This is a genomic window from Variovorax sp. 54 (genome assembly GCF_002754375.1).
Taxonomy (GTDB): Bacteria; Pseudomonadota; Gammaproteobacteria; order Burkholderiales; family Burkholderiaceae_C; genus Variovorax.
In genome coordinates this window covers 3,661,191-3,680,885 of sequence record NZ_PEFF01000001.1, presented here as the reverse complement: position 1 = coordinate 3,680,885, position 19,695 = coordinate 3,661,191, and the positions used below count along the sequence as shown (strand labels likewise).

Genomic DNA, 19,695 nt, shown 5'->3' with positions numbered 1-19,695 from the left:
TACTTTCGTCTACATGTGTTGCCAAGAGGCGTCGCCCCCTCTGGGGGCCTTGCAAAGCCCCACCAATGTGGTCGGACAAACAAAAGGCCGCCCGAAGGCGGCCTGAGATGCGGGGCGCGGGGCCCGGCGTTTACATCACGCGCTTGGGCGCCACGTGATGGTGGTCTTGCAGGCGATCCTTGTGGCGGACCACCTGACGGTCGAGCTTGTCGACCAGTTCATCGACTGCGGCGTACAGATCAGCGTGGCTCGATTCCGCGAACATGTCATTGCCTTTGACGTGAATGTTGCACTCCGCCCTTTGGCGGCGTTCCTTTTCCTTCTGCTTTTCCACCGTGAGGATCACCTTGACATCGACCACCTGGTCGAAATGTCGCGTGATCCGGTCCAGCTTGCTCGTGACGTAGGTGCGCAAGGCAGGTGTGACGTCGAGGTGATGACCGCTGATCGTCAAATTCATGAATGACCTCCTGAGAATTGACGGTTGGGGAAATGACCGCGCTCCGGGATGAAGCGTGGCCGGCGAAACAGGTGAGGTTGGGAGAGAGGGGAGAAGAGGAAGAGCGATGGAGAAAGGGGGCGGTCGGATTCACTATGCCCAAGCTGTCACGGTATTGCAATACCGGGGCTTGCTCGAGTGACGGGCCGGTGTATTGCATGCCCTAATCCGCTATTGTTTCCATAGCTGTCCCCGTGCAGGGGCATGCGGTTGCGGCACATTGGAAGCAAGTGTTTCCACACATCGCACGCAGTGACCCTCCCGACCGAAGGGCTGGCCCGTTCAGCGCCAGGCGGCGCGCATGCGGTTGCGCAGGTCGATCACGGCGGCCGGCGGCGGCACGGCGGGCGGCAGCACCGGGGGCGGCGGCCAGGTCTGCAGCTCGAAGCCCGCCAGGTCGGCCTCCGTGATGAAACGGGTGCGGTTGGCGTACAGGTGCCGGTCGCCGCGCGCCGCCTGCTGCGTGATGTGGAAGCGCTGCGGCATCACCAGATGCAGGTGGTCGCGGGCCCGCGTCATCGCCACGTAGAGCAGGCGCCGCTCTTCTTCCAGCTCATGCGCGCCCTGCGCCACGTCGGCCGGCATGCAGCCGTCGACCACGTTGATCACATGCACCGAATTCCACTCCTGCCCCTTGGCCGAATGGATGGTCGAGAGGATCAGGTAGTCCTCGTCGAGCGACGGCGGACCGGGCCGGTCGCTGGTGGCTTCGGGCGGGTCGAGCGTGAGCTCGGTGAGGAAGCGTTCGCGCGAGCCATAGCCGCCCGCCAGCCGCGCCAGCTGCTCGACGTCGGCGCGTCGAACGCCCGAGGTGTCTTCGTACAGCCGCTCCAGGTGCGGCTGGTACCACTGCATCGCGACTTCCACGTCGGCCGGCCACTTCAGGGACGGCTCGCGCAAGGCGGCATAGGCCTGGGCGAAGTCGGCCCACTGTTCACGCGCGGCCGACGGCGGCACGAAGTCGCGCACCGCCGCGGCCGGGTCGGCCGCCTGGTCCATCGCGTCGAGCAGGCGCGTGCCGGTGGCCGGGCCCACGCCCGGAATGAGCTGCGTGACCCGGAAGCCCGCCATGCGCCCGCGCGGGTTTTGCGCGAAACGCAGCACGGCGAGCAGGTCCTTCACGTGCGAGGCCTCGAGGAACTTGAGACCGCCGAACTTCACGAACGGGATGTTGCGCCGCGCCAGCTCCAGTTCGAGTGCCGCGCTGTGCGACGAGGTGCGAAACAGCACCGCCTGCGACTTCAGCGCCAGCCCGCCCTCACGATGCGCCAGGATCTTGTCGGCCACCCAGCGCGCCTGCCCGGCCTCGTCGGGCACGAGCACCAGCACCGGCTTGCCGGCCGAGGGCTTGTCGGTCCACAGCGTCTTGGCGTGCCGCTCGGCGGCCTGCGCGATGACACGGTTCGACACGTCGAGGATCGGCTGCGTCGAGCGGTAGTTGCGCTCCAGCGTGACGATGCGCGCCTCTTGCGAGAACTGCGAAGGAAAGTCGAGGATGTTGCGCACCGTGGCGCCGCGGAACGAATAGATCGACTGCGCGTCGTCGCCCACCACCGTCACGCCGCGCCCGTCGGGCTTCATCGCCCGCAGGATCTCGGCCTGCAGCAGGTTGGTGTCCTGGTACTCGTCGACCAGCACGTGGTCGAAGCGCGCGCCGACGTGCGCGGCCAGCGCGGGCTCTGCGACCATCTCGGCCCAGTAGAGCAGCAGGTCGTCGTAGTCGAGCACGTTCTGCTGCTGCTTGGCCTCGACGTACGCGCCAAACAGTTTCTTGAGTTCGGCCTCCCACTCGGCACACCAGGGAAAGTTGTCTTTCAGAACCTCGGCCAGCGGCGCGCGCGTGTTCACGCAGCGCGAGTAGATCGACAGGCAGGTGCCCTTGCGCGGAAAGCGGTTGACCGTGGACGACAGCCCCAGCTCGTGCCGCACCAGCCCCATGAGGTCTTCGGCGTCGCCGCGGTCGTGGATGGTGAAGTTCTCGTCGAGCCCGATCTGCGCGGCGTACTCGCGCAGCAGCCGCGCGCCGATGCCGTGGAAGGTGCCGGCCCACGGCAGCGCCGGCGGGCGCTCCGACTTCAGGCCCAGCACACGCGCCAGCACCTGGCCCGCGCGGCGCTCCATTTCCTGCGCGGCGCGGCGCGAGAACGTGAGCAGCAGCAGGCGCTGCGGATCGACCCCGCCCGCGATCAGGTGCGCCACCCGGTGCGCCAGCGTGCTGGTCTTGCCCGAGCCGGCGCCGGCGATCACGAGCAGCGGCCTGTGGTCCTCGCCGACCGCTGCGCCCACGCCGTGCTCGACCGCCGCGCGCTGGTCGTCGTTGAGCGCGGCGAGCGCCGCGGCCAGGCGCTCGGCTTGCGTCTTCGGAGGGGCGGAAAGAACGGGGGACGCAGGGGTCTGCATGGGCACGACTTTACTGTATGTCCGTCCAGTCCATGCACCTTGTGGCCCAGTGGCCAGTGACATAATCGCGCCTCGCTGCAACCGGAGACTCCCCATGGAAACCGCCCCGTCTCGGCAGCTTTCAACTCCCTTGCGACGCCGCGCGTGATGTACTGACGCCGGGTCTGCGGGAATTGAAAGCGCCCCTCCCTCGCCCATCGTTCAGTCATTCCCGGGAGTGAGCCCATGCTCAATATCTTTACGCTCGCCAACGGCCGTCTCGTCCAGGAAGAGATCGAGTCGCTCGAAGAGCTCTCCAAGTTCCAGCCGATCTGGGTCGACCTCGAGTCGCCCACGCTCGAAGAAAAGCGCTGGATCAAGCAGTACTACGGCCTCTCGATTCCCGAAGACGCGATGGACGAGGACATCGAGGAATCGGCGCGCTTCTACGAAGAAGACAACGGCGAACTGCACATCCGCTCCGACTTCCTGATCGACGACGACGAAGACCCGCGCACGGTGCGCGTCGCCTTCATCCTCAACCAGCACAACACCGACCTGCGCAGCCGCGGCGTGCTGTTCTCGATCCACGACGAAGACGTGCCCGTGTTCCGCCTGCTGCGCATGCGCGCACGCCGCGCACCGGGGCTGATCGAAGACGCCAAGGAAGTGATGCTCAAGCTCTTCGACGCCGACGCCGAATACTCGGCCGACACGTTGGAGAACATCTACGACGAGCTCGAAGTGGCCGGCAAGAAAGTGCTGTCGGGCAACGTCACCGACGAGCTGGCCGGCGAGGTGCTCGGCCTCATCGCACGGCAGGAAGACTTGAACGGCCGCATCCGCCGCAACGTGATGGACACACGCCGCGCCGTGAGCTTCATGATGCGCAGCAAGATGCTCAACGCCGAGCAGTTCGAAGAAGCGCGGCAGATCCTGCGCGACATCGAATCGCTGGACAACCACACGGCCTTCCTGTTCGACAAGATCAACTTCCTGATGGATGCGACCGTCGGTTTCATCAACATCAACCAGAACAAGACCATCAAGATCTTCTCGGTGGCCAGCGTCGCGCTGCTGCCGCCCACGTTGATCGCGAGCATCTACGGCATGAACTTCAAGTTCATGCCCGAACTCGACTGGGCCATGGGCTACCCCTACGCCATCGCGCTGATGGCAGCCAGCGCACTGGTGCCGATGTGGTACTTCCGCCGGCGCGGCTGGCTCAAGTAGTTCTTCACACTGGGTGCTAGAGTGACTGTCGACAGGCAGTTGACCTGGAGGGCCCCGTGCGCAGACTTCGTTTCCTCACCAACCGCCACCGCGCGCCGTCGACGAACACCGCGCTCGGCCTGCTGCTGGCCTTCAATGCCGGCGCCGTCAATGCGGGCGGGTTCCTCGTGCTGCACATGTACACCTCGCACATGACCGGCTTCGCCTCGCAGCTGGCGGACGGCATGGTGCTGGGCAACCTCACGCTGCTGTTGAACGCGGTGGGCGCGATCCTCGCGTTCGTGAGCGGCGCGGCGGTCTGCGCGGTGCTGGTGAACTGGGCGCGACAACATCGGCTGCATGGCGTGTATGCGCTGCCGCTGCTGCTGGAGGCCGCGCTGATGTTCCCGTTCGGGCTCGCCGGCGCCATCACGCTGACCTGGGCCACGCCGTTCGCGGTGCCACTCACGGTGCTGCTGCTGTCGTTCATCATGGGGCTGCAGAACGCCGTGGCGTCGAAGACCTCGGGCGGCAGCACGCGCACCACCCACATGACCGGCAACATCACCGACGTGGGGATCGAGCTGGGCAAGATGCTCTACTGGAACCGGCGCGCGCCGTCCACACCGCTGCCGGTGCGCCACGACCGCAGCAGGCTGCGTCGCTGCGGCGGGCTGGTCGGCATGTTCGTGCTCGGCGGCGCGGTCGGCGCGCTGGGCTTCAAGCACGTGGGATTCATCTGCGTCGTGCCGCTGGCCGCGCTGCTGCTGGCGCTGTCGATCCCGCCACTGTTGCGCGACCTGCCGTCGCTGCGCCGGCTCGCGCCGTAGGTGCTTCAGGCCACGTCGCGCGGCAAGGAAGCAAGCCACGCGTCGACAAGCGCGAGGCTGTAGCGGCTCGCCACTTCAGCCACGAAGCGCGTGAAGTCACCGTGCGCGGCATCGTCGGCGCGGTCCGAAATGGTCCGCAGCGCCGCGAAGGGCACGCCGTAGTCGTGGCAGGCCTGCGCCATCGCCGCGCCTTCCATCTCGACCGCGAGCGCATCGGGCAACGAGCGCTGCAGGGCCCCACTCTCCGCGGTGGTCGATACGAAGCGGTCACCGCTGATCAGCAGGCCGCGATGGACCTTCGGTGAATGCAGATGGAATTCATCGACGGCCTTCTGCCCCACCAGGCGCACCGGATCGCGCAGCGCAGCTTCAGCCACCGCCGCCAGTGCATCGCCGATGGCCGCATCGGACGCGAAGCGTGAGCGCCCCATCAGCGGCACCTCGTACTTCGGAAAGATCGGCGAGGCGTCCATGTCGTGCTGCAGCAGCTCGGTCGCCACGACCACGTCGCCGACGTTCACGCCCGGTGCCAGTCCGCCGGCCACGCCCGTGAACACGATCGCCCGCACGCCGAAGCGTTCGAGCAGCACCGTGGCCGTGACCGCCGCCGCGACCTTGCCGATGCGCGACAGCACCGCGACCACGGGCTGGCCTTGCAGGTGGCCCACCCAGAAGTCGCGGCCGGCCACGCGCACGCGCTGCTCGTCGGGCATGCGCGCGAGGAGCGCACTGAGCTCCTCGTGCATGGCCGCCACGATGGCGATGGGCTTGGACAACACAGAACTCAAAACAAGACTTTCTCTGTTCCAGAAACACCGCGGAACCGGCTTTGCCGGGCCGCAGGTGTTGCCCCCTGCAAGGGGGTTGGCGTAGCGACACGAAGTGCGCGAAGCCTGGGGGTTTGCTTATTTATTTGATGTCCACGCCGTAAAACGTGTGGCGACCGAAGGGGCTGAGCTTGAAGTCGATCACTTCCTTGCGCACCGGCTTCAACTGCACCGCATGCGCAATGGTGAACCACGGCGCCTGCTCCTTGAAGATGACCTGCGCCTTCTTGTAGAGCGCATCGCGCTCCGACTGCTTGGTCGCACTCTTGGCCTTCACCACGAGGTCTTCATACGGCTGGTAGCAGAACTTCGAGATGTTGCTGCCGCTGGCCGACTTGGCCGAGGCGCAGCCCAGCAGCGTGTACAGGAAGTTGTCCGGGTCGCCGTTGTCGCCGGTCCAGCCCAGCATGCCCATCTGATGTTCACCGGCCTGCAGGCGCTTGCGGTACTCGCCCCACTCGAAGCTCTTGATCTCGGCCTTCACGTTGATCTTGGCGAGGTCGGCCTGCATCAGCTCGGCGATGCGTTTGGCGTTCGGGTTGTACGGACGCTGCACCGGCATGGCCCACAGGTCGGTGCTGAAGCCGTCGGGGAAACCGGCCTGCGCCAGCAGCTTCTTCGCGGCTTCAGGGTCGTACGGGTCGTCCTTCACCGCATCGTTGTAGGACCACAGCGTCGGCGGAATCGGGTTCTTCGCAGCCACGCCGGTCGTGAGGTACACGCCGTCGATGATGGCCTTCTTGTTGATCGCCATGTTGATGGCCTTGCGCACGCGCACGTCGTCGAAGGGCTTCTTCGTCGTGTTGTACGAGAGGTAGCCGACGTTCAGGCCGGGCTGCTCCAGCACCTGCACGTTCGGGTCCTTGCGGATCGCATCGAGGTCGGCCGGATTCGGGTACGGCATGACGTGGCATTCGCCCTTCTGCAGCTTGGCCCAGCGCACCGAGGCATCGGGCGTGATCGCGAACACGAGGTCGTCGATCTTGGCCTTGCCGCCCCAGTACTGCGGGAAGGCCTTGAAGCGGATGATCGCGTCCTTCTGGTACTGCACGAGGTAGAACGGCCCGGTGCCGACCGGGTCCTGGTCGACCTTCTCGGGCGTGCCGGCCTTCAGCATCGCGATGGCGTATTCCTTCGACTGGATGCCCGCGTACTGCATCGCCAGGTTGGCCAGGAACGGCGCCTCGGCCTGGTTGAGCGTGATCTTCACCGTGTGGTCGTCGATGCGGTCCACCGACTTCAAGAGCTTGGGCATGCCCATGTCGTTGAAGTACGAGTGGTTCTGGCTCGTGACCCTGAAGAAGGGGTCGCTCTCCTTCCACTGGCGCTCGAGCATGAAGATGAAGTCGTCGGCGTTGAAGTCGCGCGTGGGCTTGAAGCTCTTGCTCGTGGTGTGCCACTTCACGCCCTTGCGCAGGTGGAAGGTGTACACGGTGCCGTCGGCCGAGATGTCCCATTTTTCAGCGAGGCCCGGCATGACCTTGGTGCCGCCGCGCTCGAACTCGACGATGGTGTTGTAGACCTGCGTGGTCACGTCGAACGACGTGCCGGTGGTGTTCATGCCCGGATAGAAATTTTCCGGGCTTCCTTCGGAGCAGTACACCAACGTCTTGGCTGACACGGCGCCGCAGGCCAGGGTAAGGGCCGTGAGCGCTGCCGGTGCCAGAAGCGCCAGCTTTTGTGAGCGGCGCGAAACGGAGGGCTGGGTCTTCATGGGGACTCCTCGAGACAGGGTTGAAAAAATCGCCACTTCACTCTTCAGGAAGCAGCGAGCACGGGACCATCGGCGCGCACGGCAGGCACACCTTCGAGAAACTGCTCGGCGAAGTGGCAGGCCACCAGCCGCTCGTCGAGCGCACGCAGCGCAGGTCGCTCCTCGCGGCAGCGCGGCTGCACATGCGGGCAGCGCGTGCTGAAGACGCAACCCGTGGGCGGGTTCAGCGGCGACGGCAGCTCGCCCTTGAGCACGATGCGCTGGCTGCTCAGGCCCGGCGTCGAGGCCAGCAGCGCCTGCGTGTACGGGTGCAGCGGGCGCGCAAAGATGCGCGACTTGGGCCCCTGCTCCACCGCGTGGCCCAGGTACATCACGAGCACGTCGTGCGCGATGTGGCGCACCACACCCAGGTCGTGCGAGATGAAGAGGTAGGCCAGCCCCAGCTCGGCCTGCAGGTCGGCCAGCAGGTTCAGCACCTGTGCCTGGATCGACACGTCGAGCGCCGACACCGGCTCGTCGGCCACCAAGAGGCGCGGCGACAGCATGAGCGCACGCGCGATGGCAATGCGCTGGCGCTGGCCGCCCGAGAACATGTGCGGGTAGCGGTTGGCGTACTCGGGGCGCAGGCCGACGCGCGCGAGCATCTCGCGCGCCTTGTCGGCGCGCTCCGCCTTGCTCAACGTGGTGTTGATGGCCAGCGGGTCTTCGAGCACTGCCGAAATCTTCTTGCGCGGGTTGAGTGAGCCATACGGGTTCTGGAACACCAACTGCACGGCCTGGCGCAGCTCGCGTTTGCGTTCATGCGGCGGGCTCACGGCATCGGCGCCGATGAGCGTCAGTTGCCCGGCGGTCGGCTTCTCGATCAGCGCGACCATGCGCGCGAGCGTCGACTTGCCGCAGCCCGATTCACCCACCACCGCCAGCGTGCGCCCGCGTTCGAGGCGGAACGAGATGTCGCCCACGGCGCGCAGCTGCGCCGGCGCGCGGAACAGTCCGCGTCGCACGGCGTAGGTGCGCTGCAGGTTGCGCGCCTCGACCACGATCTCCGGCGGTGCGTCGCTCATGGCAGCACCTCCGCGATGGCAGCGCGCGGCGGGTCTTGCGCGATGGCTTCGGCACGCCTTGGCTCATCGAGCGGAAAGTGGCAACGCACCTCGGCGCTTTGCCACGCACGCAACGCAGGCCGCACCTGGCAGGCACGCTCGGTGACGTAGCCGCAGCGCGGCGCGAACAGGCAGCCCGCGGGCCGGTCGTGCACGCCGGGCACCACGCCGCTGATGGTGGCGAGTCGCCCTTCGGGCGCGGCGCGCTCGGGCAACGCCGCGAGCAAGGCCTCGGTGTACGGGTGCTGCGGCGATGCGAACAGGCGGTCGACCCGCTGATGCTCCATCACCTGCCCCGCGTACATCACGGCGATGCGCTGTGCCATCTCGCTGACCACGCCCATGTTGTGCGTGATGAGCACGAGCGCCATGCCGCGCTCCTTCTGCAGGTCGCGCAGCAGGTCGAGAATCTGCGCCTGGATGGTCACGTCGAGCGCGGTAGTCGGCTCGTCGGCGATCAGCAGGCGCGGGTTGCAGGCGATGGCCATCGCGATCATCACGCGCTGGTTCATGCCGCCCGAGAGCTGGTGCGGGTAGCTGCCCAGGCGCGACGATGCGGCCGGAATGCCCACCTGTTCGAGCAGCTCGGTGGCGCGCTTCTTCGCTTCGCGCTTGTCGAGCTTCAGGTGCAGCCGCAGCGTCTCCATCAGCTGGAAGCCGATGGTGAAGCAGGGGTTGAGGCTGGTGGTCGGCTCCTGGAAGATCATCGCGACCTCCTTGCCGACGAGCGCGCGGCGCGCCTTGTCGGAGATGCCGAGCAGGTCCTTGCCCGCAAAGCACATGTGGTCGGCGCGCACGCGGCCCGGGTAGCTGATGAGGCCCATGAGCGCCATCATCGTGACACTTTTGCCCGAGCCCGATTCGCCGACGATGCCGAGCACCTCGCCCTCTTCGAGCGTGAGGCTCACGCCGTCGACGGCGTGCATCACGCCGCCTTGCGTGGGGAACTCGACGTGCAGGTCCTTGATATCGAGAAGACTCACCTCACCCCCAGTCTTCGCGCACTTCGTGTCGCTTCGCCAACCCCCTTGCAGGGGGCGGCACCAGCGGCCCGGCAAAGCCGGTTCCGCGGTACCCCTGGAATCAGATCGTGGAGGGCTGTCATCGTTTCAGCTTCGGGTCGAGCGCATCGCGCAGCCCGTCGCCCAGCAGATTGAAAGCCAGCACCGCCGCAAGGATCGCGAGGCCCGGGAAGGTGACGACCCACCACGCACGCAGCACGAACTCGCGCGCATCGGCCAGCATCGTTCCCCACTCGGGCGACGGCGGCTGCGCGCCGAGGCCGAGGAAGCCGAGCGCCGCCGCATCGAGGATGGCGGTCGAGATGCCGAGCGACGCCTGCACGATCAGTGGCGCGGCGCAGTTGGGCAGCACCTCGCGGAACATCAGCCGCAGCGTGCCGGCGCCGCTCACGCGCGCGGCCGTCACGTAGTCGCGCGACACCTCGGCAATGACGGCGGCGCGCGTGATGCGCACGTAGTGCGGCAGCACCACGATGGCCACCGCAAGCATCGCGTTGACCAGCCCCGGCCCGAGGATGGCCACGATCACGATGGCGAGCAGCAGGCTCGGCAGCGTGAGCACGATGTCCATCAGCCGCATGATCGCGATCTCGAGCACGCCGCGGAAAAAGCCGGCGACCAGCCCGAGCGCCACGCCCACCACCACCGACAGCGCCACCACCGCAACACCGATCGACAGCGACAGCCGCGCGCCGTGCATGAGCCGCGACAGGATGTCGCGCCCGATGGCATCGGTGCCGAGCAGGTAGCTCCAAGAACCGCCCGCCTGCCAGGCCGGCGGCTTCAGGAAGGCGGCGCTGTTGGTTTCGTTCGGCGCATGCGGTGCGATCCACGGCGCGAACAACGCGACGAGCAGCAGCACCACGATGGTGACGAGGCCGAAGACGGCGCCGCGGTTGGCCGAGAAGGCGGTCCAGAACTCGCGCCAGGGGCCGGGAGGTGCGGGACTCGCGCCCGTGGAAACGGTGTGTGTCGTCGCCATGCGTCAGCGCCGGATGCGCGGGTTGATGACGCCGTACATCACGTCGACCAGCAGATTGACCAGCATCACGATGCCGCCGAGCAGCAGCATGCCGCCCTGCAACACGGGGTAGTCGCGCCGGCCGATGGCCTCGATGAGCCACTTGCCGACACCGGGCCAGGAGAAGATGGTCTCGGTCAGGATCGCGCCGGTGAAAAGCACGCCGACCTGCAGCCCGATCACGGTCACGACCGGGATCAGCGCGTTGCGCAGCGCATGCAGGCCCACCACGCGAAAGCGCGACAGGCCCTTGGCGCGCGCGGTGCGGATGTAATCCTCGCCCAGCACCTCGAGCATGGCCGAGCGCGTCATGCGCGCGATGACGGCCAGCGGCACGGTGCCCAGCACGATGGCCGGAAGAATGAGGTGGTGCAGCGCCGACCAGAAGGCCTCGGTCTCGCCGGCGCGCAGCGCGTCGATCAGCAGGAAGCCGGTCTGCGGCTCGATGAAGTACTGCACCGAGATGCGGCCCGACACCGGCGTCCAGCCCAGCTGCACCGAGAAGAACAGGATGAGCAGCAGGCCCCACCAGAAGATCGGCATCGAGTAGCCGGTGAGCGATGTCGCCATCACGCCGTGGTCGAAGATGGAGTTGCGCCGCACCGCCGCGAGGATGCCGGCCGGCAACCCGAGCAGCAGCGCGAAAAGAATCGCACACACGCCGAGCTCGACGGTGGCCGGAAAGAGCGCGAGGAACTCGCTCATCACCGTGTCCTGCGTGATGAGCGACTTGCCCAGGTCGCCCTGCAGCACGCGGCCGATGTAGATGCCGTATTGCACGAGCAAGGGCTTGTCCAGGCCCATGGCGGTGCGCAGCTCGGCGTGCCGCGCGGGGTCGATCCCGCGCTCGCCGGCCATCGTCTCGATGGGGTCACCCGGCACCAGCCGGATGAGAAAGAAGGCCAGCAGCGTCATGCCGAGGAAGGTCGGCACGAGCAAGCCTAGGCGGACTGAAATGAATCTGAGCATCGATCCGCGAATATGCAAGATCGATGCCCCGGCCCCACCCGGGCGGAACCCTTACTACTTCTTGCTATCCCGCAGTTCGCGCCGCAGGATCTTGCCCACCGGGGTCTTGGGCATGTCGGTGCGGAACTCGATCACGCGCGGCTGCTTGTAGCCCGTGAGGTTGGCGCGGCAGTACTCGCGCACCTGCGCTTCGGTGAGTGCCGGGTCCTTCTTGACGATGACGAGCTTCACGGCCTCGCCGGTCTTGTCGTCGGGCACGCCAACGGCTGCACATTCGAGCACGCCGGGCAGCATCGACACCACGTCCTCGATTTCGTTCGGGTACACGTTGAAGCCCGACACCAGAATCATGTCCTTCTTGCGGTCGACCACCTTGAAGTAGCCGCGCTCGTCGACCACGCCGATGTCGCCGCTCTTGAAGTAGCCGTCGGGCGTCATGACCTTGGCGGTCTCGTCGGGGCGCTGCCAGTAGCCGGCCATGACCTGCGGGCCCTTGATGGCGATCTCGCCGCGCTCGCCGGTCGGCACTTCGTTGCCGTCGTCGTCGAGCAGCTTGAGCCAGGTGCTCGGCAGCGGCAGGCCGATGGTGCCGGTGTAGGCCGTGCTGTTGGTCGGGTTGCAGGTGGTCGAGGGCGAGGTTTCCGAAAGGCCGTAGCCTTCGCAAATGGGGCAGCCGGTTTTCTCGAGCCAGAGCTTGGCCACCGCGGCCTGCACCGCCATGCCGCCGCCGACCGAGATCTTCAGATTCTTCCAGTTGACGGTGTTGAAGTCGGGATGGTTCGCCAGCCCGTTGAACAGCGTGTTGACGGCCGGGAAGCTGTGGATGGTGTGCTTCGACAGTTCCTTCAGCACGCCGGGAATGTCGCGCGGGTTCGGGATCAGGATCAGCTTGCCGCCCGTGCGCATGTTCAGCATCATGCCGACCGTGAACGCGAAGATGTGATACAGCGGCAGCGCGCACACGCTGGTGGGCTGCTCGTTGGCCGGCACCTTGGCCATGGCCGGCTGGTTCCAGGCCTCGGACTGCAGCACGTTGGCGATCACGTTGCGATGCAGCAGCACCGCGCCCTTCGACACGCCCGTGGTGCCGCCGGTGTACTGCAGCACGGCCACGTCGTCGGGGCCGGCGGCCACGGGCTTGAGCTTGCCGCTCGCGCCCTTGTCGAGCGCGTCGTTGAAGCGCACGGCGCCCGGCAGGCTGAAGTGGGGCACCAGCTTCTTGACGTTGCGCACCACGTAGTTGACCAGCGCGCCCTTCAGGAAGCCGAGCCGGTCGCCCATGGAGGCCAGCACGATGTGCTTGATCGGCGTGGCCGCGATGCATTGCTGCAGCGTGGTGCCGAAGTTCTCCATGATGATGATCGCCTTGGCGCCCGAGTCCTTGAGCTGATGCTCGAGTTCGCGCGGCGTGTACAGCGGGTTCACGTTCACCAGAATGAGGCCTGCGCGCAGGATGGCGGCCACTGCGATCGGGTACTGCGGGCAGTTGGGCATCATCGCGGCGACGCGGTCGCCCTTCACGAGGCCCAGGCCCTGCAGGTAGGTCGCGAAGGCCTTGCTGAGCTTGTCGGTCTCGCCGTAGCTGACGTCCTTGCCCATGAAGCTGTAGGCCGTGCGGTCGGCGTACTTGGTGAAGCTCTCCTCCATGAGCGCCACCAGCGACGGGTAGTGCGACGCGTCGATGTCGGCGGGCACGCCTTGCGGGTAGCTGCTGAGCCAGGGGCGTTCGGTCATGGATGTGTCTCCTCGGAGTCGGATGAGTTTTTAAAAACGAAAACGGCGCACGTGAGGCGCCGCGACGATCGGGCCCGCACGCGGGCGCGGACCTTCGGCCTATTCGATGGCCTTGCCCATATCTTCCACTACTTTTTTCGCATCGCCAAAGACCATCATGGTCTTGTCCATGTAGAAGAGTTCGTTGTCCAAGCCCGCGTAGCCGGCGGCCATGGAGCGCTTGTTCACGATGACGGTCTTGGCCTTGTAGGCTTCCAGGATCGGCATGCCGTAGATCGGTGTGCCCTTGGTGAGCGCGGCCGGGTTCACCACGTCGTTGGCACCCAGGATGATCGCCACGTCGGCCTGCGCGAACTCGCCATTGATGTCCTCCATCTCGAACACCTGGTCGTACGGCACCTCGGCCTCGGCCAGCAGCACGTTCATATGGCCCGGCATGCGGCCGGCCACGGGATGGATGGCGTACTTCACCTTGATGCCCTTGTGCGTGAGCTTCTCGGCCAGTTCGTTCACGGCGTGCTGGGCGCGCGCCACGGCCAGGCCGTAGCCCGGAACGATGATCACCGTCTCGGCGTTGGACAGCATGTAGGCCGCGTCGTCCGCGCTGCCGCTCTTGACCGGGCGCTGCTCCTTGTCGCCGCTGGTGGCCGTGGTCGCCTCGCCGCCGAAGCCGCCCAGGATCACGTTGAAGAACGAGCGGTTCATGGCCTTGCACATGATGTAGCTCAGGATCGCGCCCGACGAGCCCACCAGCGAACCGGCCACGATCAGCATCGCGTTGTTCAGGCTGAAGCCGATGCCGGCCGCCGCCCAGCCCGAGTAGCTGTTGAGCATCGACACCACCACCGGCATGTCGGCGCCGCCGATCGGGATGATGATGAGCACGCCCATCACGAAGGCCAGCGCCAGCATCGCGAAGAACGCCGGCCAGCTTTCGGTGGCCACGAACACCAGACCCAGTGCGATGGTCGCCAGGCCCAGCACCAGGTTCAGCATGTGCTGGCCCTTGAACTGCACCGGCGCGCCCTGGAACAGGCGGAACTTGTACTTGCCCGACAGCTTGCCGAAGGCGATGACCGAGCCGCTGAAGGTGACGGCACCGATGGCCGCGCCCAGGAACAGCTCGAGCCGGTTGCCGTAAGGAATGCCGTGGCGCACGAAGCCCTCGAAGAGCACGGCGCCGTCGGGCGTGCGCGCGCCGATGACGGCCGCCACGGGCGCGGCGGTGATGCCGAAGGCCCAGGGCTCGGCCACGGCGGCCACGCCGATGAACACCGCGGCCAGGCCGATCATGCTGTGCATGAAGGCGACCAGCTCGGGCATCTTGGTCATCTCGACCTTGTTGGCCATGAAGGCGCCCAGGCCGCCACCGACCACGACGGCGGCCAGCACCCAGGCGATGCCGGTGGTGAAGTCGACGTTGAGCGCGCGCGCCTGTCCATGGACCAGCGCGATGGTGGTCAGCACGGCGATCGCCATGCCGGTCATGCCGAAGACGTTGCCGCGGATCGAGGTGGTGGGATGCGAGAGGCCCTTCAGGGCCTGGATGAAGCAGACACTGGCAACGAGGTACAGCAGCGTGACGAGGTTCATGCTCACTTGGCGGCTCCCTCAACAGCCTTGGGGGCGGCCTTCTTGTCTTTCTTCTTGAACATCTCGAGCATCCGGCGCGTGACCAGGAAGCCGCCGAAGACGTTCACCGCGGCCAGCGCCACGGCGAGCACGCCCATGGTCTTGCCCAGCGGCGTGGTGGTGAGCGCGGCGGCCAGCATGGCGCCCACGATCACGATGGCCGAGATGGCGTTGGTCACGGCCATGAGCGGCGTGTGCAGCGCGGGCGTGACGGTCCAGACCACGTGGTAGCCGACATAGATGGCCAGCACGAAGATGGTCAGATTGATGACGGTGTGCGAAACGATTTCCATGGTGTTTTCTTCTCCTCATTCGGTCTCTTGGTCCAGGGCTCTGTCAGAGCTTCTTGACTTCGTTGATGCGGTTGGCATCGCCAAGCAGCACCACCTTGGGCTTGTAGTCCGCGGCTTCGGCCTCGGTCATGGGGGCGTAGGTGCAGATGATGAGCAGGTCGCCCACATGCGCCTTGCGCGCCGCCGCGCCGTTGAGCGAGATGGCGCCCGATCCGCGCGCCGCCTTGATGATGTAGGTCGAGAAGCGCTCGCCGTTGTTGACGTTGTACAGCTCGATCTTTTCGTACTCGCGCATGTCGGCCGCGTCGAGCAGGTCTTCGTCGATGCCGCACGAGCCTTCGTAGTGCAGGTCGGCTTCGGTCACGGTGGCGCGATGCAGCTTCGCGCGGAGCATGGTGCGATTCATGAAAGGCAGCCTGCTCTTCTTACTTGCGCGTGACCTGGCCGTCCTGCGTGACGCGGCAGGCGGCGACGATGTCGTCCTCGAGGTCGATCTTGAGCGCGCCTTCCTTCGTGACGACAAGCTTCAAAAAGTCGAGCACGTTGCGCGCATAGAGCGCCGACGCGTCGGCCGCCACCAGCGCCGCCAGGTTGGTTTCGCCCACGATGGTCACGCCATGCTTGACCACGGTCTTGTCGGCCTCCGACAGCGGGCAGTTGCCGCCCACGCCACCATCGGGATTGACTGGGCCCTTGCCGGCCGCGATGTCGACGATAACCGAGCCCGGCTTCATCGACTTGACCATGTCCTCGGTGATGAGGGTGGGCGCAGCGCGGCCCGGAATGAGCGCGGTGCTGATGACCACGTCGGCCAGCGCGACGCGCTTGGCGACCTCGATCTGCTGGCGTGCGAGCCAGCTCGGGGGCATCGGCTTGGCGTAGCCGCCGACACCGACCGCAGCCTCTTTCTCTTCATCGGTGTCGTAGGACACCTCGATGAACTTGCCGCCCAGCGATTCGATCTGTTCCTTGACGCTCGGACGCACGTCCGACGCTTCAATGACGGCGCCCAGGCGCTTGGCCGTGGCAATCGCCTGCAGGCCGGCCACGCCAACGCCCAGGATGACGAGGCGCGCGGCCTTCACGGTGCCGGCGGCGGTCATGAGCATCGGGAAGAAGCGCTGGTACTTGTCGGCCGCGATCATCACGGCCTTGTAGCCCGCGATGTTGGCCTGCGAGCTGAGCACGTCCATGCTCTGGGCACGCGTGGTGCGCGGCGCGGCTTCGAGGGCGAAGCCGGTGACGCCCGCGGCGGCCAGGCGTTGCAGGCCGGCCGCGTCGAAAGGATTGAGCATGCCGATGACGACCGCACCGGCCTTCAGCTGTGCCGCTTCGGCGTCGCTGGGCGTGCGCACCTTGAGCACCATGTCGGCGGAGAACGCGCCGGCCGCATCGGTGATCTCGGCGCCTGCCGTCTGGTAAGCCGCATCGGTAACGCTGGCTGCAACGCCGGCTCCCGACTGAACACGAACGATGTGCCCGGAAGCGACCAGTTTCTTCACCGTTTCAGGTGTCACAGCCACTCGGGTTTCGCCAGCCGCTGTCTCGGCAGGCACGCCTATCAACATAGAGTTCTCCTCAGGGGAAGGGGCAGCACGGAATGCGGGCAGAGCTTACAGCAAGATTACAAGCGTTCACTGTCGCCAAGATGCCGTATGCACATTGCCGCCCAACGCCCATCTGCATTGATCTTTCAGCTATTCAATTGATAGCAAATTGCGCATCGATGCGATTCCGGAAGCACGCGGGCGCCATGGGTTGAAACCCGCATACCGCCCGAACGAGCCGCACTTCTGAAATGCAATCAATTGAGCTCAATTACCATCAATTAGCCATTGAATCACATCGATCAAATCAATTTGAGTGAATTAGTGGCAATTCGCATCAAAAATCCCTGACGCAGATAGATACACTTCGATTCATATTGCGGACACATAGAGGTTCGCACAGGGCGGAACAAGGGAATGGAATGCGAATTGCAGTACTCGACACTGAGCCGGACCAGCTTCAGTTGATCAACCAAACCATGGCGAGCCTCGGCCACGAGTGCCACACCTATCCTGGAGGCAAGGCGCTGCTCCATGCGATGCGCCGCGAGACCTTCGACATGCTGGTGCTCGACTGGCGCCTGCCCGACATGAAGGGCCCCGACGTCGTGCGGACGATCCGCCAGGACTACAAGAGCCGGATGCCCATCCTGTTCGTGACCGAGTGCCACGACGACACCGACCTGGTCGAGGGCCTCAATGTCGGTGCCGACGATTTCATGGCCAAGCCGCTGCGCGCGACCGAGCTCCAGGCCCGCATCAACGCGCTGCTGCGCCGCTCCTACCCCGCACGGCACGAGCCCGAACTGGTGTTCGGCCCGTACCACTTCTTTCCGCCCTCGCGCACCATCCGGGTCCACGGCGCGCTGGTCGAGCTGAAAAACCGCGAATACGAACTCGCGCTCTTCCTGTTCCAGAACCTCGGGCGCCTGCTGTCGCGCGAGCACCTGCATGAAGCGGTCTGGGGCCTGGGCGTCGAAGCCCTGTCGCGCTCGCTCGACACCCATGTGTCGCGCCTGCGCACCAAGCTCGAGCTGCGCCCCGCGAACGGTTTCCTGTTGCTGGCGGTCTACGGCCTCGGCTACCGGCTCGAAACCATCGAAGTCGACACGCAGGCGGTCACGACCCTGCGCTGAAGCGCTCCGGGCCGCGGCGCCTGTCGTGCAGCGATCGGCCGATAGCCGATAGACTCGCGCCCACGATGCCCACACGCTGGAAACCCAATGTCACCGTGGCCGCGGTGATCGAGCAAGACGGCCGCTTCCTGCTCGTCGAAGAGCAGACCGACGACGGCCTGAAGCTCAACAACCCCGCCGGCCACCTCGACCCCGGCGAGTCGCCCGAGGACGGCTGCATCCGCGAGACGCTCGAGGAAACGGCCCACGCCTTCACGCCGACCGCGCTGCTCGGCGTCTACATGGCGCGCTCGGCCGAGCAGCCCGACGTGACCTACATGCGCTTTGCCTTCACCGGCGAACTGGGCGCACGCGAAGAGGGTCGCGCGCTCGACGAAGGCATCGTGCGCACGCTGTGGATGACCGTGGACGAGATCCGCGCCAGCGTGGCGCGCCATCGCAGCCCGCTGCTGCTGCGCTGCATCGACGACTACCTCGCCGGCAAGCGCCACCCGCTCACGCTGATTCACACCGAAGACGGCGTGCGGCAGCCGCGCTGATCAGCAGCCGCAAGGCTCAGACGATGACGCCGCCCCCGAGGCAGCGTTCGCCGTCGTACAGCACGGCCGACTGCCCCGGCGTGACCGCCCATTGCGGCGCACCGAAGCGCAGGCTGAACGCGCCGTTGGCGCCGCCGCCCATCTCGCAGGCCGCATCGGCCTGCCGGTAGCGCGCCTTCGAACCGTAGGTGCCCGCAGCGGGTGCGTCACCCGCCACCCAGCTCGCGTCGTCTGCCTTCAACTCGGTCGACAGCAGCCACGGATGGTCGTGCCCCTGCACCACCCACAGCGTGTTCTTCTCGACGTCCTTGCGCGCGACGAACCAGGGCGAATGGTCGCCCGCGCCGCGCTGTGCGCCCTTCTCCTTCACGCCGCCGATGCCCAGCCCCTGGCGCTGGCCCAGCGTGTAGAAGCTCAGGCCCTGGTGCTCGCCCAGCTTGCGGCCGCGGTCGTCCTTGATCGGGCCCGGCTCTTTCGAGATGTAGCGGTTCAGGAAGTCGCGGAACGGCCGCTCGCCGATGAAGCAGATGCCGGTCGAATCCTTCTTCTTCGCATTGGGCAGGCCGACTTCTTCGGCGATGCGGCGCACCTCGGTCTTGTGCAGCTCGCCGACCGGGAACAGCGTCTTCGACAGCTGCGCCTGGTTCAGGCGGTGCAGGAAGTAGCTCTGGTCCTTCGAGTTGTCGAGCCCCTTGAGCAGCTCGTGCCGGCCCGTGGCCTCGTTCAGGCGCACGCGGGCGTAGTGGCCGGTGGCGATCTTCTCGGCGCCCAGCCGCATGGCGTGGTCGAGGAAGGCCTTGAACTTGATCTCGGCGTTGCACAGCACGTCGGGGTTGGGCGTGCGGCCGGCCTTGTACTCGCGCAGGAACTCGGCGAACACGCGGTCCTTGTAGTCGGCGGCAAAGTTGACGTGCTCGATCTCGATGCCCAGCACGTCGGCCACGCTGGCAGCGTCGATGAAGTCGATGTTCGACGAGCAGTACTCGCTGTCGTCGTCGTCTTCCCAGTTCTTCATGAAGATGCCGACCACCTCGTGCCCCTGCTGCTTGAGCAGGTGCGCGGTGACCGCGGAGTCCACCCCGCCGCTCAGCCCGACCACGATCCGTTGTTTTGCCATAAGCCCGCCATTGTCCCAGCCCGGCGACAGGGGCATCCGGCGTGTGGGAAATCGGGAAAACCCGTGTCGCCGGCTTGTCAGCCCGCACTCCACGATGCGAAAGGCCGGCGCTACAGTGACC

18 protein-coding genes are annotated in these 19,695 nt (G+C 66.2%); 4 read left to right on the top strand and 14 right to left on the bottom strand.

Translation table 11 applies throughout. The features are described from left to right. Nucleotides 1–130: 130 nt before the first annotated feature. Nucleotides 131–460 (bottom strand): ribosome hibernation-promoting factor, HPF/YfiA family, encoded by a 330-nt coding sequence (gene hpf, locus CLU95_RS17095; protein ID WP_013538898.1) that lies wholly within the window; start codon nt 458–460, stop codon nt 131–133. Nucleotides 461–781: 321 nt separating this feature from the next. Then, nucleotides 782–2,899 (bottom strand): ATP-dependent helicase, encoded by a 2,118-nt coding sequence (locus CLU95_RS17090; RefSeq protein ID WP_099794716.1) that lies wholly within the window; start codon nt 2,897–2,899, stop codon nt 782–784. A gap of 225 nt (nt 2,900–3,124) precedes the next feature. Here CLU95_RS17090 and corA point away from each other — a divergent pair, with 225 nt between their 5' ends. Continuing rightward, nucleotides 3,125–4,111, top strand: a complete 987-nt coding sequence (corA, locus tag CLU95_RS17085) for a magnesium/cobalt transporter CorA (RefSeq protein ID WP_099794715.1) — start codon at nt 3,125–3,127, stop codon at nt 4,109–4,111. 56 nt (nt 4,112–4,167) lie between these two features. After that, complete coding sequence (locus CLU95_RS17080; RefSeq protein WP_099794714.1) at nt 4,168–4,920, top strand: YoaK family protein; 753 nt, start codon at nt 4,168–4,170, stop codon at nt 4,918–4,920. A gap of 5 nt (nt 4,921–4,925) precedes the next feature. Here CLU95_RS17080 and CLU95_RS17075 read toward each other — a convergent pair whose 3' ends face one another. The 11 genes from CLU95_RS17075 to CLU95_RS17015 all read right to left on the bottom strand — a co-directional run bounded on the left by CLU95_RS17075 (nt 4,926) and on the right by CLU95_RS17015 (nt 16,803). Continuing rightward, on the bottom strand, nt 4,926–5,696 hold the full coding sequence (locus tag CLU95_RS17075; protein ID WP_099794713.1) for a 5'-methylthioadenosine/adenosylhomocysteine nucleosidase: 771 nt from the start codon (nt 5,694–5,696) through the stop codon (nt 4,926–4,928). Between the two features lie 133 nt (nt 5,697–5,829). Then, the gene (locus CLU95_RS17065) at nt 5,830–7,461 is read right to left on the bottom strand and encodes an ABC transporter substrate-binding protein (protein WP_099794712.1); all 1,632 of its coding nucleotides are present in this window, start codon (nt 7,459–7,461) and stop codon (nt 5,830–5,832) included. A gap of 44 nt (nt 7,462–7,505) precedes the next feature. Further along, entirely contained in the window at nt 7,506–8,525 is a 1,020-nt protein-coding gene (locus tag CLU95_RS17060; protein ID WP_099794711.1) for a peptide ABC transporter ATP-binding protein, read from the bottom strand. Next, nucleotides 8,522–9,547 carry an ABC transporter ATP-binding protein gene (locus tag CLU95_RS17055; protein ID WP_180288627.1) on the bottom strand — a complete coding sequence of 342 codons (1,026 nt, stop codon included), beginning with the start codon at nt 9,545–9,547 and terminating at the stop codon, nt 8,522–8,524. The genes CLU95_RS17060 and CLU95_RS17055 overlap by 4 nt, the downstream gene beginning before the upstream one ends. A 118-nt stretch (nt 9,548–9,665) precedes the next feature. Continuing rightward, complete coding sequence (locus CLU95_RS17045; protein WP_099794710.1) at nt 9,666–10,568, bottom strand: ABC transporter permease subunit; 903 nt, start codon at nt 10,566–10,568, stop codon at nt 9,666–9,668. A gap of 3 nt (nt 10,569–10,571) precedes the next feature. Continuing rightward, nucleotides 10,572–11,576, bottom strand: coding sequence for an ABC transporter permease subunit (locus CLU95_RS17040; protein ID WP_099794709.1), 1,005 nt, complete (start codon nt 11,574–11,576; stop codon nt 10,572–10,574). Nucleotides 11,577–11,630: 54 nt separating this feature from the next. Next, the gene (locus tag CLU95_RS17035; protein ID WP_099794708.1) at nt 11,631–13,310 is read right to left on the bottom strand and encodes a long-chain-fatty-acid--CoA ligase; all 1,680 of its coding nucleotides are present in this window, start codon (nt 13,308–13,310) and stop codon (nt 11,631–11,633) included. Nucleotides 13,311–13,409: 99 nt separating this feature from the next. After that, entirely contained in the window at nt 13,410–14,909 is a 1,500-nt protein-coding gene (locus CLU95_RS17030) for an NAD(P)(+) transhydrogenase (Re/Si-specific) subunit beta (protein ID WP_099794707.1), read from the bottom strand. After that, on the bottom strand, nt 14,906–15,235 hold the full coding sequence (locus tag CLU95_RS17025; RefSeq protein ID WP_099794706.1) for an NAD(P) transhydrogenase subunit alpha: 330 nt from the start codon (nt 15,233–15,235) through the stop codon (nt 14,906–14,908). Before CLU95_RS17025 ends, CLU95_RS17030 begins: the two co-directional genes overlap by 4 nt. Nucleotides 15,236–15,278: 43 nt before the next feature. Then, nucleotides 15,279–15,641 (bottom strand): aspartate 1-decarboxylase, encoded by a 363-nt coding sequence (panD, locus tag CLU95_RS17020; protein ID WP_062481508.1) that lies wholly within the window; start codon nt 15,639–15,641, stop codon nt 15,279–15,281. 19 nt (nt 15,642–15,660) lie between these two features. After that, nucleotides 15,661–16,803, bottom strand: coding sequence for a Re/Si-specific NAD(P)(+) transhydrogenase subunit alpha (locus CLU95_RS17015; protein WP_099794705.1), 1,143 nt, complete (start codon nt 16,801–16,803; stop codon nt 15,661–15,663). 401 nt (nt 16,804–17,204) lie between these two features. Here CLU95_RS17015 and CLU95_RS17010 point away from each other — a divergent pair, with 401 nt between their 5' ends. Together CLU95_RS17010 and CLU95_RS17005 are read left to right on the top strand one after the other, a co-directional pair. Continuing rightward, nucleotides 17,205–17,918, top strand: a complete 714-nt coding sequence (locus CLU95_RS17010) for a response regulator transcription factor (RefSeq protein ID WP_099794704.1) — start codon at nt 17,205–17,207, stop codon at nt 17,916–17,918. A 65-nt stretch (nt 17,919–17,983) separates the two neighbouring features. Further along, the gene (locus CLU95_RS17005) at nt 17,984–18,457 is read left to right on the top strand and encodes an NUDIX hydrolase (protein WP_099794703.1); all 474 of its coding nucleotides are present in this window, start codon (nt 17,984–17,986) and stop codon (nt 18,455–18,457) included. A 16-nt stretch (nt 18,458–18,473) separates the two neighbouring features. Here CLU95_RS17005 and mnmA read toward each other — a convergent pair whose 3' ends face one another. Further along, entirely contained in the window at nt 18,474–19,574 is a 1,101-nt protein-coding gene (gene mnmA / locus CLU95_RS17000; protein ID WP_099794702.1) for a tRNA 2-thiouridine(34) synthase MnmA, read from the bottom strand. Nucleotides 19,575–19,695: the final 121 nt, after the last annotated feature.